We start from the raw sequence: 11,832 nt of genomic DNA, 5'->3' as shown, positions 1-11,832 counted from the left end.
GGCACGCCGCCAGCGTTCGTCCTGAGCCAGGATCAAACTCTCCAATAAAGTTTGTTACTGGTTCAAAGCTGGCAAATTATTTCATGATAGACTCATTAACGCTTTCGCTGTTCAGTTTTCAAAGAGCATTTTGTTTCATCGCCCAGAGGCGACTTTCTTAATTTATCACACATCCACTCAAAAAATCAAGTGTTTTTTTAAGTTTTTTCTCAACCGCTCTGCGTTAGTGCAGCGGCGACGTTTGTTAATATAGCATGGATCGCAAACAGAAGTCAACACTAATTGAAATTTTTTTACCCCAATAAAATAAATCCTGTTTCTTTGTCGCCATTTTCGCCTTCTTTACAAACTACCTCCTGGATCAGCAAGCGTTGGAGCATCTTGTCTATCACGAGAGGAATCTCGATCTGCGCCTCTTGAATCATAGGATGATTCATCAACTCTTCCAAACACCAAGGCCCTGATTTCGTTTCCATGACCTCCACCAAGTATCGAACAGATTCCTTCGTCTTGGATGCAATCCAAAATTCAATTGCCAAAACAAGTAGTTCAATTCGCTTCTCCAATGCTTCTGCATGAAACGACAGTTCCTCATACAGCTTATAAACAGAAGGATCTATCTGTTTGACTTGCTTCCATAAAGCTGGTTGAGGATGCTCTCCCGCTTCATATACAATGAGACGCGCCCAATAATGAATCGTTTGAATCGAGGAGTGATGCGCATCCAACATCATGCCTTGCTGCAAAAACTCTTTCGTCTCGTGAAAAAAACGAAGAATTTGGGAATACTCACTACAGATATGCTTCTTTTGCAGGGAAGAAGACAAACTCGCAAGGCGCTGCTTCATTTGTTTCATATAGTTATCTTTGTCCCAAATGATTTCTGCCTTTCTAAGCATCACGGCAAGACGTTCGTCCAAGCCGCAGACTACACCCTTCTCCAGCTGCCACGTGCTGATTTGCTCTTCGATGATTACCTGTTCATGAAATAACATGCGACGGATTTTACCATCAGCTTGGGGCTCATTTACTACGACGAAATAAAAGATTCCCTCGCGAAACGGAACTAGCATATCCGAATCATTCAAAACAAGCACCGCTTGCACATCCAAACGCTGCTGGAGATTTTTCAGATACGTTTGCCTTAAAGTCATGCCTTGTTCCTCCCTGCCCCCTGGGTTGAACTTATGGATTCTACAAGTCTTGTCCGTTTCCTGCTTGTCAACAGACAAATCCTTTGTATGCTATACTATAGGGTAGGAGGAATGATCATGAAAAATACAGAACGCCTGAGCAAGATCAAACGCATGCGCACATGGGGCAACTGGAGCATGGTAATCGGCATTTTGCTGATGTATACAGGGTACGCATTTTTTGCAGGTTATTTGGACTTTATTCCTTTACTTGGAAGCCTCTTAAAAGGCTCTTACATTTTTATGACGCTGCTTTTGATCATCGGGTTCATTCTGACAATGGGCAGTACGGTCTTGTTTATGATTTCCGGAATGGTCTCCACTTCAGCTCCGCAGGTACAATGCCCTTCATGCCAAAAAGTAACGAAGATGTTGGGAAAAGAAGACGCCTGTATGTTTTGTGGACAACCTTTACGCCTGGAAGACGGGCATCCCCAGCAAAACCAGACATAATATGATTTCTTCTTCATTCATATGTAAAAAGCCACCTGACAATTCCCGAGCATTCGGGACGCAGGTGGCTTTCTTTCGTGAAAGCTTTCTTTCGTGAAAGCTGTCTGTCTCTCTTTATTTCAAACTCTCGTCAATGGCTTCCCATATCTCCGGCACCTCAAAACCGCGACGCCAAGAGGCTACTCCTGCCAAGTCGTACTTATTGACGATCTCCATCCGCTTTTTCATAGATGATACATCTTCAATCCACATTTTATAGACGTTGCCATCATTCGGGTCCTTATACTCGACGTAATGTTGACCTGAAGCTTCATCAAGAACCGGGGTCAGCTTGCGTTCCTTTATCCATTCCTGTGCTTTCGTCATGGAATAAGCTTTGGAGCTAACCTTGACAGTACCATCTGCCTGCTTGGCTTCTTTCCATACGCGAGTGTAAAAAGGAACACCCAGCAACAGCTTTTCATTAGGAACTTCTTCCAAAACTCCTTGCAAGCCTTTCTCCACCCATGGAAGTGAGGCTACAGAACCGGCTTTTGGACTCGCTGCCCAATGCTCGTCATACGTCATGACCGCAACATAGTCGACGACCTCCGCCAAGGCTTTCCGATCCAGGAACATGGACCATTGCTTTGCATTTGACTTGATCGTCACATCAATGGAAACGGTAAGTCCTTGCTGATGAAGATACGGCGTCAGCTCCCGAACAAACTGTACGAGTTCTTCTTTTTCTTCTAAATACACGTTCTCAAAATCAATATTGATTCCATCAAGATCGTAAAGATGAGCGTAGTAAAGAAGTTGGGCAATCAACTTATCTCGCTTATCATAGCTGCTAAGAACAGACTTGGTCCAATCTGGGTTAAAGCCGTTCGTAACCAGTCCCCAAACCTTGTAGCCTCTCTTATGCGCCCATTTCACATATGCAGGATCGGCCCGATTCAACAGATTTCCTTCCGCATCCTTCATTTCGAACCAAGTAGGTGAAACTACGTTTACTCCAGGCAATTCACCAATTTTTGAAACATCCGGATTTTTACTGACGACATGCTCCCATACGAGGTTTATCTTTCCTTCAGGCTTCCAAGCAGCTTGCTGTTGTCCCGTGGAAGTCGTGTGCTCTAACTCAACCTTGCGCACATCGGTCATTTCAATACTTTTCTCTGAAATGAACCCCCCTACTCCCGACGCCGTCAAAACACGATACCAGTTTTCCTTTTTGCCAAGAATGTCGACTACCTCTCCAGACGACAGCTCAGCAACGATTGGCGTTCGGTGAGAAGCACCAGTACGGACTGCTTGCTTTTCCTCTGCAGCGATCACTTTCGCTTGCTGGATTTCGTACCCCTCTTTTTCGACCACAAGGACACCTGTATCTTCTTTTCGCTCAAAAGAATAAGGATACAGCTTCTCCAAAGGATCCAACGGTACATAGCGTGTTCCGTCGACTTCTTTGACAGGAACGAGTAAATCCACAGGTTTTTTGTTCAGATAAGCGACCACTTCGCCGCTCTCCATCCGAAGCACCTTATCCTTCGTCGTAACGATAACGGAACGTGTAGGCTCATCCCAAAATATCGCGGGATCAATGTATTCTTTAATGAAATCAAAGGGCAGCAATATTTGCTCAGATTCCACTAAATAATTGTCCTCTTTACGCGAGCCCTCGTATACAATCACATTTTTGTCCCCATCGTACGGTTGCACATGCTCAGTCGATGCACGGAGCACAAAAAACCAGTAAATGCTGCCGAAGATGGCAAGCAAGAAAAAGCTTAACAAAAACAGAGTGCGAAACACCCTTCTTTTCCTTCGTCTTGGTCGCAGAGTTCTACCCGACTCCCTGTTCATGCTCTCCACCCACTTCCCGGTACATAAGCCCTTCTTCTAACTTGGGCTGTATGATTTGACTCATTATTTCGATCATATCGTTGGTTCAATCCATTCACAACCTTTTGTATTCTGGTAAATCACGGACAAGCTTCCTACCAAAAAGAAGACGTACGAGCAGCCAAAAGGTTACAGATATCGACAGAAAGGGTTATGTCCACCAAAAACAAACACCCCCTGCATCACCGGGATTATCCGATTTAAGCAGGAGGTGTTCATCCATCATACACATTCTTAGTGGGGATTCTTTTGACAGGAATCACAAACGCCATAAACTTCCATACGATGTCCGGTAACTTTGAAACCGATGTCTTTGGAGGCAGCTTCTTCTGCATCCCGTAAATACGGAAAATGGAAGTCACTGATTGCCCCACAAGTGGAACAAATCGCGTGATAATGATCTTCTTCCACATTGGCATCAAATCGGCTGGACGCATCCCCGTATGTGAGCTCTGTAACCAATCCAGCATCTTTAAAGACTCGTAGATTGTTGTAAATCGTTGCAACGCTCATATTCGGGAATTTGCCTTCAAGGGCTTTATATATTTCGTCAGCCGTCGGGTGAGTCATCGTCTCCAGCAAATAGGTCAAAATGGCATGGCGCTGAGGTGTCATACGAACCCCGGTATTCTTGAGGATTTCAACAGCTTTCTCCACACGTTGTACCATATTGTTACACCCCACAGTCTTTCGCAAGACAAAAGAACTAGCTTCTCTAATGTCATTGATTAGAATTACTATAAATAAGTGTACGTCTAGTCAGCGAAAACTGTCAATATCCATTCATCGGATTTGGACAGAAAGAAGTGGAAAATCAAGTTATTTGCTTTGCTTTTGCAGGCTTTTTGGTAGTAGGTTTTTTTACTTTTTTTGCTTCCGCCAGTGCAAACTTACACATGGATTGAAGTGTACAGCTGCCACACTGTGGATTGCGCGAAGAACATACACGTCTGCCGTGCCAAATCAGCCAGTGATGCGCATCTGTCCACTGCTCTTTCGGAATGCGCTTCATGAGCTGACGCTCCACTTCGTCCACATTGTCGCTGTTCGCGAGTCCTAACCGATTACCGACGCGAAATACGTGGGTATCGACCGCAATCGCAGGAATTCCGAACGCATTAGACAAAACGACATTTGCGGTCTTTCTCCCTACCCCAGGCAATGCTTCCAGCTCGGCATGCGTTTGCGGTACTTCGCTATTGTATTTTTCGTACAAGATTCTACAGGTCTCTAAAATGTTTTTACTCTTATTCTTATACAACCCGAGCCCTTTTATATGCTCTTCCATTTCTTCCTGTGTCAAATGAAGATAATGCTCCGGCTGATTCAACTGTTGGAACATGGGTGCCGTGATCTCGTTCACCCGTTTATCTGTACATTGTGCAGAAAGAATAGTCGCAATGAGAAGTTCAAATGGGGTTGTATAATTCAACTCGCAGTGCGCATCCGGATAAAGCTGTTGCAGGTTATCCAAAATGTCGGCAACAGGTACTTTGCGTTGTGCCATAAATATATCCCCCTTTTCCCTACATTATACCGCCTTGGTCAACAGAGCGATCGATAGCACCGCAGACTGCACATGTTGTACAATGATTCTGGAAGCATTTAACTGGAGGAGGTATTCCATGAAAGTATTCCTGACTGGTGCCACAGGTTTTGTTGGACGGGGTATACTCGAACGCTTGCAGGAAGAAGGGCATGAGATCGTTTGCCTCACCAGGGCTAGTTCAACAGGTAAACTTCCCTACAGCGAAACCGCAAATACACATATTACGGAAGCTACTGGCGATCTATTTGATAAAGAATCGTTGATAAGAGCCATGCAAGGCTGCGATGCTGTCATCCACCTCGTCGGAATTATTCGCGAACAACCGGGAAAAGGCATTCTCTTTTCTCGTATTCATGTAGAAGGCACAAAAAATGTACTGGAGGCCGCCAAGCAAGCCGGAATCAAGCGCTTTGTCCATATGAGTGCCCTTGGCGCACGCGAAAACGCAACGAGCGCCTATCACCGTACCAAATACGAAGCGGAACAGCTGGTGCAAGCAAGCGGTATTCCGTACGTCATTTTCCGTCCATCTGTTATTTTTGGTCCCGGGGATGAATTCGTGAACATGCTCGCTGATCTGGTAAGGTTACCTGTCACACCGGTCATTGGCGATGGCTCCTTTCCTTTGCAGCCTGTCGCTCGCAAAACGGTTGCCGATGTATTCGTCCAAGCCTTGAGCAGGCCTGAAACAACTAATCAAACCTATGAAACAGGTGGACCCGAGCCACTCTCCTTCGGCCAAATCCTAGATGCGATTGGCGAGGCCCTCGGTAAGCGGAAGGTCAATAAAATTTACATTCCCCTTGCCTTGATGAAGCCTGTAGTAAATATGATGGAGAGATTTCCATTCTTTCCTCTTACCAACACGCAGCTCACTATGCTGCTAGAAGGAAACGCATGCAAGGACGAAAAGCTTCTCTACGATACTTTTCACACCGAGAAAATCGACTTTCTCCCGGGAATCAGCACTTACCTGCGTGCCAAATAAAAAAGTGAAGCCCCCTGATTGATCCCAGGGGGCTTTTGCCTATTCATGCAATGTTTTTTCTACTGCATTTGTCTCTTTATTAATATGACGAGCTACAACGAAAAGGTAATCTGACAATCGGTTGAGGTATTTGACCACAGAAGGGTTTACCTGCTCCTGCTGTGCTACATGGACAGCCTTGCGCTCTGCACGTCTGACGACCGTACGCGAAACATGGAAGGCAGCCGCAGCGGGATGTCCGCCAGGCAAAATAAAGTTGGTGAGTGGCGGCAAATCCGCATCTAGCTTGTCAATTTGCTCTTCCAGAAAAGTAACGTCCTCTTCTGCAATCGGCCAGCCTACTTTTTTGCCTTCTGGCGTCGCCAGCTCCGCTCCTACATGGAATAGCTTTGTCTGAATGACATGGAAGACATCCTGTAATTCCTTCCATTCTTCCGTTGCAGGCAACAGGGCCAGTGCCAATCCAATCTGCGAGTTGGCTTCATCACACGTACCGTAAGCCTCTACTCGGTCCGCAAACTTGGGCACGCGGACGCCTGCAACCAATGACGTCTCACCTTTATCCCCTGACTTTGTATAAATCTTCATCCATTATCCCTCCACAGGTTTGCGTCTACAAAGCCTCTGCAACGAGAATCATTTCCGAGCTATTCGCGTCAAAAGGTGTCTTTGCAAAAGAACCGTATCTTTGTGTCACCTTCAACCCGTTTAAGCGAAGCAGGTGATGAAGCTCCGCCGGGAATATGTAGCGCAGAGTAAACCGCCCCTGCACTCGTTCACTCATGACACCATTAGTATCCCAACGCTCGTATATGCGTGTCACTTCTGCCAGTTGCTGAAAATGGTCATAGCGGGTGTAATCCCACATCGCAACCTCTTCCCCGGACGGGAGCGGATAGGTGCCGCGCAAGGACATCTTTTCATTTTCCTCGTAAAAATGATTGATCTTGGGCACAAACACGTTCATGATGAACTTCCCACCGGGAGCCAAATGCTTGCGAATGCACGTCAATGCCTTCATTTGTTCTTGAATATGCAACAGGTGCAAAAACGAACGAAAAGGAATCATAATCAGCGAAAAAGACTCTTGCAGATCAAAGGCGCGCATATCGCCCTGCAAAAGCTTCAAGCCGGATGTCACACCTTGCTCCTGTGCTTTTTCCTGGGCCCTTGCCAGCATTTCCTGGGAAAGGTCTATTCCGGTAACATCGATTCCTGCCTGCGCCATTGGAATGCTAATTCTTCCGGTACCGCAAGCGAGATCAAGTACCCTCCCTCCTGCCAGCTTGGCTTGTTCCATATAGAACTCAACATCACCCGCAAGACCACGTTGTGTGAGATCGTAATAGTCAGCCCATTGATACATATTGCCCATATGGTCCTCCTATGCTTGCATTTCTTCTGATTGAAGGTATGCCATAACGAGCTTTGCTGTGTTGTCGAGCGCTTCTTTATGTGTACGTTCATGTGAGTGAGAAGCATCTACTCCCGGTCCAATCAAGCCATGTACAACATCATACCCCGCTCTGAGTGCCGCACTTGCGTCCGAACCATAATACGGATAAATATCTACCTGGTAATTCAATCCATTCGCTTGTGCGAGCTTGGTAAGATGGCTGCGTAATCCGTAGTGATATGGTCCAGAAGAATCCTTCGCACAAATGGATACGCAATACTCATCTGTCGTCTGTCCGTCACCGATCGCTCCCATGTCAACAGCCAGATACTCGACAACGTTGTCAGGGATGCTGGAATTGCCACCGTAGCCGATCTCTTCATTATTGCTGATAAAAAAGTGCGTGGTATAAGGCAGCTTCAAGCCAGATTCACTCAATTCCTTAAGGACACCCAGCAGTACAGCTACACTTGCCTTGTCGTCAATATGACGGGACTTGATGAAGCCACTATCGGTTACAGTGACCCGCGGATCAAAGGAGACGAAATCTCCCACAGAAATCCCAAGCTCCAGTACTTGCTCCTTGTTCGTTACCTTTTCATCCAAGCGGACTTCCATATTCGCCTCACTACGCTCGGTTTTCCCCGCTTCAGAGCTATAGACATGCACGGAAGCTTTGGTGGACAAAATGGTACCGGTTACAAGACGACCGCTGCTTGTCTCTACAACGCAGTGCTCTCCTTCAATCGCATTGAAAGCAAATCCTCCAATCAAGGTCAGCTTCAAGCGACCGTTGCCCTTAATCTCTTTTACCATCGCGCCCAACGTATCAACGTGAGCTGTCAAGAGTCTTGCGTTTTCGTCATTGGCACCCGCTACCGTTGCAACGATTGCCCCTTTGTTTGTCCGTTTATAGGAAACGCCAAGCTTTTCAAGCTCTTGTGCAACCCAAGCCATTACTTTTTCGGTATTGCCGGATGGACTTGGGATGTTCGCCAATTGGCAAAAGCTTTGCACGACATATTCCGTGGATACGCTCATCTGTATATTCCTCCATTCGCCCCATGCGAAATAAACGTTAGGATTGAAGCTCTTCCTTAATAAATTGGAGCACTTCCTGCACGTGTCCTTTGACCTTTACTTTTGGCCATACTTTTGCGATGTTTCCTTCTTTGTCAATGACGAAGGTAGTGCGCTCAATGCCCATGTACTCTCGTCCGTACATTTTCTTTAACACCCACACACCGTAAGACTCTGCTATCTCGTGCTCCGGATCTGCCAGAAGAGGAAACGGCAATTCGTGCTTCGCAATGAATTTGTCATGCGATTTTACAGAATCCGGACTGATCCCGAGAACTACCGTATTCAGTTCTGCAAAGCCCGAATGGAAGTCACGAAAGTCGCATGCTTCTGTCGTGCATGTCGGTGTCTGGTCCTTCGGATAAAAATATAGCACTACATTTTTCCCATGAAATTGAGAAAGAGAGATCGTCTGATTATCGCTCGCCTGCAAGGTAAACGCAGGTGCTGCTTGTCCTACTGCGGTCAAGCTTTTTCCTCCTCTCGATAATATCCTGTTTTCGCTGGTCTCATTTTACCACAATCTAGTAGCCACTTCATCCGCATACAAGTTGCGCTTTGATTCAGAAAAGGATAGAATTAATAGATAAAATATAAAATTTGGCCTAGTCAGTTGGATGGTGAATTCTCATGAAAGAGTTTTTTGAAGTAACAGATCCAGAAGCGCTTAAATCGCTTGCTATAGCGGAACGGGTTAAAATTTTGGAACTCTTTGAAGATTTGGAGCCCAGAACGGCTAAACAAATCGCTACGGAACTAGGCGAAAATGCTGCACGGCTGCACTATCATGTAAAGGAGCTCGTGCGTGTTGGGTTGCTCGAACAAGTAGATACACGGGTAAAAGGCTCCATCGTGGAAAAATATTATGAGCCAGTTGCCAAGGTTATTCAGGTAAAGCTTCAATTAATGATTGAAGAAAACGCACAGCAATTAAGTGATGTCATGTTTACGCCGTTTCGTACGACGGAAAAAGACCTCATGCGGACGCTCAACCGCTTCGTCGCCAGCGACCAGGATGTTCGTAAGGAATACCAAAATACGTTCGCTTATAATTTGACTGAATTTTATTTGAGTCAAGATGAACGCAATCAATTCGTTGAAGACATCTCTGAGCTGCTGCAAAAGTACAAAGGGTTCAAAAAGGAATCTGGACGCCGAAAATTCAAATTTTTCGACATCCTGTTCCCTTTAACCCCAGCTGACCCTACTGATGATTCAGAAGATCCTTTTGACGATTCAGATGAATAAGTCACCAAGAAAACCATCACCTCCGATGGTTTTCTTGCTATTTCCAATCAAAGGAGGACTCCCATGCGTACGACAACGCCACAGGTATCCAGATGGGGATCGTGACAGGCAAAGGTCGCAAAAGCGCTGACATCTCCCTTCGCGAATGGGGATTAGACACGTATTTTCCCGTCGTGATCACAGGAGATGAGGTCACAGCTAGCATGGCAAAGAAAAAGGGTGTGTCCTTGCGCCGAAGCCTGGATACACCCTTCTCTCATTAATACGAACGTCCGAACCAGACGCTATGCTGTGATTCTTTGCCGCAGCAAATGCAGGTTTTCTTTTGTACAGGAGGCTCAAACGGAATGTTGCGAGAAGTGAACTTGGTTTCTTCCTTCACTTTGGACTCGCATGCATCGTCTCCACACCAGCCACCTAGCACCCAGCCGCTTGTCTTGTTCTCGCTCTCGCATTTTGCGATATGAGAAGACAGTTGCTCCAGTGTGTCGATTTCTAAATGGGAGTTCTCATCACGGAAAGCCAAAGCTTTTTGGAACATATTTTGCTGAATCTCCTCCAGCAGTTGAACCACCGTCTGCGCAATTCCTTCAAGCGAAACCGTCACTTTCTCCCCTGTATCACGTCGAGCCAGAATGACTTGACCATTCTCCACGTCACGCGGGCCGAGCTCCAGACGCAGAGGCACACCGCGCATTTCCCATTCATTGAACTTCCAGCCTGGTGTCTCTTCACGAACGTCAGCACGGACACGTACGCCCGCCGCCTTGATCTCATCGAAAAGTGGATCGAACGCCTCCATCACTTTGTAGCGCAGCTTCATCGGACCGACGGGGATCATAATAACCTGCGTCGCAGCCATGCGAGGCGGCAGCACGAGACCTCGGTCATCGCCATGCACCATGATCATCGACCCGATCAATCGCGTGGAGGTACCCCATGATGTGGTGTGAGCGTACTTAAACTGATTGTCGCGATCCAAGAACTTGATCTCGAAGCCGCGCGCGAATTTATCTCCCAAATAGTGCGAGGTGCCCGCTTGCACTGCTTTGCCATCCTTCATCATCGCTTCAATGGAGTACGTATCGACAGCACCGGCGAAGCGTTCACTCGGTGTTTTTTGTCCCTTCCAGACTGGAATCGCCAGCTCCTGCTCGACGACCTCTCGGTAAATCTCGAGCATTTGCATCGTTTCCTGGCGAGCTTCCTCCTCTGTCGCATGTGCCGTGTGGCCTTCCTGCCAGAGGAATTCAGATGTACGCAAGAAAGGCATCGTCCGCTTCTCCCAGCGAAACACGTTTGCCCATTGGTTGATCAGTACAGGTAGATCACGATAGCTCTGAATCCATTGGCTGTACATATGTCCGATAATTGTCTCGGAGGTTGGACGTAGCGCGAGTTTTTCCTCTAGCGGCTCGCCCCCAGCCTCTGTTACCCAAGGCAGCTCTGGATTGAAGCCCTCGATATGCTCCTTTTCTTTTTGAAAGAAGGACTCGGGAATCAGCATCGGGAAATAGGCATTGCGATGCCCCGTCTCCTTGAAGCGTTTATTCATCGCCTCTTGAATTCGCTCCCATAGCTCGAAGCCATCCGGCTTGAACACGATGCAGCCGCGTACCGGTGTGTAGTCCATCAAATCTGCCTTTTTAATGGCATCGATGTACCAACGCGAAAAATCCTCCGATTGCGGTGTAATTTCTTTTACAAACGCTTTGTCCTCTTTCATCCGTCTACGCTCCTTTTTATCTTACGTAAAATGCAAAAAATCCCCCATCCCAAAAAAGGGACGGAGGATCAACTTCCGCGGTACCACCCTGATTGACCATAGCATACGCCATAGTCCTCTCAAAAACCCGATAACGGCGGGCATCCGGCTAAGTTCTTCACCAGCGGCTTCAGGATGGGGTGCAATTATCCTTGCGTATCAGCCTTCCAGACAAGGGCCGACTCTCTGTCACGAGGGAAATAACTGCGGGTCCTTTCATAGCCTTTTATGACTCTCTATTAACTAAACATATTAGCGAGTCACATCGAGGTT

The 11,832-nt window shown here is 46.8% G+C and carries 13 protein-coding genes; 4 read left to right on the top strand and 9 right to left on the bottom strand.

Features of this window, described 5'->3' with window-relative positions; all coding sequences use genetic code 11:
• Positions 1 to 293: 293 nt before the first annotated feature.
• The gene (locus AB1L17_RS26070; RefSeq protein ID WP_412844539.1) at positions 294 to 1,154 is read right to left on the bottom strand and encodes a nucleotidyltransferase-like protein; all 861 of its coding nucleotides are present in this window, start codon (positions 1,152 to 1,154) and stop codon (positions 294 to 296) included.
• 117 nt (positions 1,155 to 1,271) lie between these two features.
• On the opposite strand from AB1L17_RS26070, the gene AB1L17_RS26065 reads away from it, so the two are divergent.
• On the top strand, positions 1,272 to 1,646 hold the full coding sequence (locus AB1L17_RS26065) for a YgzB family protein (protein WP_047073749.1): 375 nt from the start codon (positions 1,272 to 1,274) through the stop codon (positions 1,644 to 1,646).
• Positions 1,647 to 1,760: 114 nt separating this feature from the next.
• Here the strand turns inward: AB1L17_RS26065 and AB1L17_RS26060 are convergent, their stop codons facing one another.
• From AB1L17_RS26060 to nth, 3 genes are all read right to left on the bottom strand, one after another.
• The gene (locus AB1L17_RS26060) at positions 1,761 to 3,494 is read right to left on the bottom strand and encodes a glycosyl hydrolase family 18 protein (RefSeq protein ID WP_412844538.1); all 1,734 of its coding nucleotides are present in this window, start codon (positions 3,492 to 3,494) and stop codon (positions 1,761 to 1,763) included.
• A 273-nt stretch (positions 3,495 to 3,767) separates the two neighbouring features.
• Complete coding sequence (perR, locus tag AB1L17_RS26055; protein ID WP_412844537.1) at positions 3,768 to 4,202, bottom strand: peroxide-responsive transcriptional repressor PerR; 435 nt, start codon at positions 4,200 to 4,202, stop codon at positions 3,768 to 3,770.
• Positions 4,203 to 4,347: 145 nt separating this feature from the next.
• On the bottom strand, positions 4,348 to 5,040 hold the full coding sequence (gene nth / locus AB1L17_RS26050; RefSeq protein ID WP_412844536.1) for an endonuclease III: 693 nt from the start codon (positions 5,038 to 5,040) through the stop codon (positions 4,348 to 4,350).
• 118 nt (positions 5,041 to 5,158) lie between these two features.
• Here nth and AB1L17_RS26045 point away from each other — a divergent pair, with 118 nt between their 5' ends.
• The gene (locus AB1L17_RS26045) at positions 5,159 to 6,070 is read left to right on the top strand and encodes an SDR family oxidoreductase (RefSeq protein WP_412844535.1); all 912 of its coding nucleotides are present in this window, start codon (positions 5,159 to 5,161) and stop codon (positions 6,068 to 6,070) included.
• A gap of 39 nt (positions 6,071 to 6,109) precedes the next feature.
• Here AB1L17_RS26045 and AB1L17_RS26040 read toward each other — a convergent pair whose 3' ends face one another.
• From AB1L17_RS26040 to bcp, 4 genes are read right to left on the bottom strand one after another with little or no spacing between them, the layout of a single operon-like run.
• The gene (locus tag AB1L17_RS26040) at positions 6,110 to 6,658 is read right to left on the bottom strand and encodes a cob(I)yrinic acid a,c-diamide adenosyltransferase (RefSeq protein ID WP_412844534.1); all 549 of its coding nucleotides are present in this window, start codon (positions 6,656 to 6,658) and stop codon (positions 6,110 to 6,112) included.
• Positions 6,659 to 6,683: 25 nt separating this feature from the next.
• Positions 6,684 to 7,445 (bottom strand): class I SAM-dependent methyltransferase, encoded by a 762-nt coding sequence (locus AB1L17_RS26035; protein WP_412844533.1) that lies wholly within the window; start codon positions 7,443 to 7,445, stop codon positions 6,684 to 6,686.
• 9 nt (positions 7,446 to 7,454) lie between these two features.
• Positions 7,455 to 8,507 carry a M42 family metallopeptidase gene (locus AB1L17_RS26030; RefSeq protein ID WP_412844532.1) on the bottom strand — a complete coding sequence of 351 codons (1,053 nt, stop codon included), beginning with the start codon at positions 8,505 to 8,507 and terminating at the stop codon, positions 7,455 to 7,457.
• Positions 8,508 to 8,544: 37 nt separating this feature from the next.
• On the bottom strand, positions 8,545 to 9,015 hold the full coding sequence (gene bcp / locus AB1L17_RS26025) for a thioredoxin-dependent thiol peroxidase (protein ID WP_412844531.1): 471 nt from the start codon (positions 9,013 to 9,015) through the stop codon (positions 8,545 to 8,547).
• A 161-nt stretch (positions 9,016 to 9,176) separates the two neighbouring features.
• On the opposite strand from bcp, the gene AB1L17_RS26020 reads away from it, so the two are divergent.
• Together AB1L17_RS26020 and AB1L17_RS26015 are read left to right on the top strand one after the other, a co-directional pair.
• Positions 9,177 to 9,794: a helix-turn-helix domain-containing protein gene (locus AB1L17_RS26020; RefSeq protein ID WP_412844530.1), complete on the top strand. Its 618-nt coding sequence runs from the start codon at positions 9,177 to 9,179 to the stop codon at positions 9,792 to 9,794.
• Positions 9,791 to 10,057: an HAD family hydrolase gene (locus AB1L17_RS26015; RefSeq protein WP_412844550.1), complete on the top strand. Its 267-nt coding sequence runs from the start codon at positions 9,791 to 9,793 to the stop codon at positions 10,055 to 10,057. Before AB1L17_RS26020 ends, AB1L17_RS26015 begins: the two co-directional genes overlap by 4 nt.
• Here the strand turns inward: AB1L17_RS26015 and proS are convergent.
• Complete coding sequence (gene proS, locus AB1L17_RS26010) at positions 10,054 to 11,520, bottom strand: proline--tRNA ligase (RefSeq protein WP_412844529.1); 1,467 nt, start codon at positions 11,518 to 11,520, stop codon at positions 10,054 to 10,056. The two genes, AB1L17_RS26015 and proS, sit on opposite strands and share 4 nt — an antisense overlap.
• Between the last annotated feature and the right edge of the window lie 312 nt (positions 11,521 to 11,832).

Origin of the sequence: Brevibacillus jepli, from assembly GCF_047229145.1 — a bacterium.
In the GTDB taxonomy this organism is placed as follows: domain Bacteria; phylum Bacillota; class Bacilli; order Brevibacillales; family Brevibacillaceae; genus Brevibacillus.
The sequence above is the reverse complement of the archived record's forward strand: the minus strand, read 5'-3'. Positions and strand labels throughout refer to the sequence as shown.

Bases quoted from the DNA above. Each gene is read 5' to 3' on its own strand.
- AB1L17_RS26070 (WP_412844539.1), bottom strand. From the start codon at position 1,154: ATGACTTTAAGGCAAACGTATCTGAAAAATCTCCAGCAGCGTTTGGAT.
- AB1L17_RS26065 (WP_047073749.1), top strand. From the start codon at position 1,272: ATGAAAAATACAGAACGCCTGAGCAAGATCAAACGCATGCGCACATGG.
- AB1L17_RS26060 (WP_412844538.1), bottom strand. From the start codon at position 3,494: ATGAACAGGGAGTCGGGTAGAACTCTGCGACCAAGACGAAGGAAAAGA.
- perR (WP_412844537.1), bottom strand. From the start codon at position 4,202: ATGGTACAACGTGTGGAGAAAGCTGTTGAAATCCTCAAGAATACCGGG.
- nth (WP_412844536.1), bottom strand. From the start codon at position 5,040: ATGGCACAACGCAAAGTACCTGTTGCCGACATTTTGGATAACCTGCAA.
- AB1L17_RS26045 (WP_412844535.1), top strand. From the start codon at position 5,159: ATGAAAGTATTCCTGACTGGTGCCACAGGTTTTGTTGGACGGGGTATA.
- AB1L17_RS26040 (WP_412844534.1), bottom strand. From the start codon at position 6,658: ATGAAGATTTATACAAAGTCAGGGGATAAAGGTGAGACGTCATTGGTT.
- AB1L17_RS26035 (WP_412844533.1), bottom strand. From the start codon at position 7,445: ATGGGCAATATGTATCAATGGGCTGACTATTACGATCTCACACAACGT.
- AB1L17_RS26030 (WP_412844532.1), bottom strand. From the start codon at position 8,507: ATGAGCGTATCCACGGAATATGTCGTGCAAAGCTTTTGCCAATTGGCG.
- AB1L17_RS26020 (WP_412844530.1), top strand. From the start codon at position 9,177: ATGAAAGAGTTTTTTGAAGTAACAGATCCAGAAGCGCTTAAATCGCTT.
- proS (WP_412844529.1), bottom strand. From the start codon at position 11,520: ATGAAAGAGGACAAAGCGTTTGTAAAAGAAATTACACCGCAATCGGAG.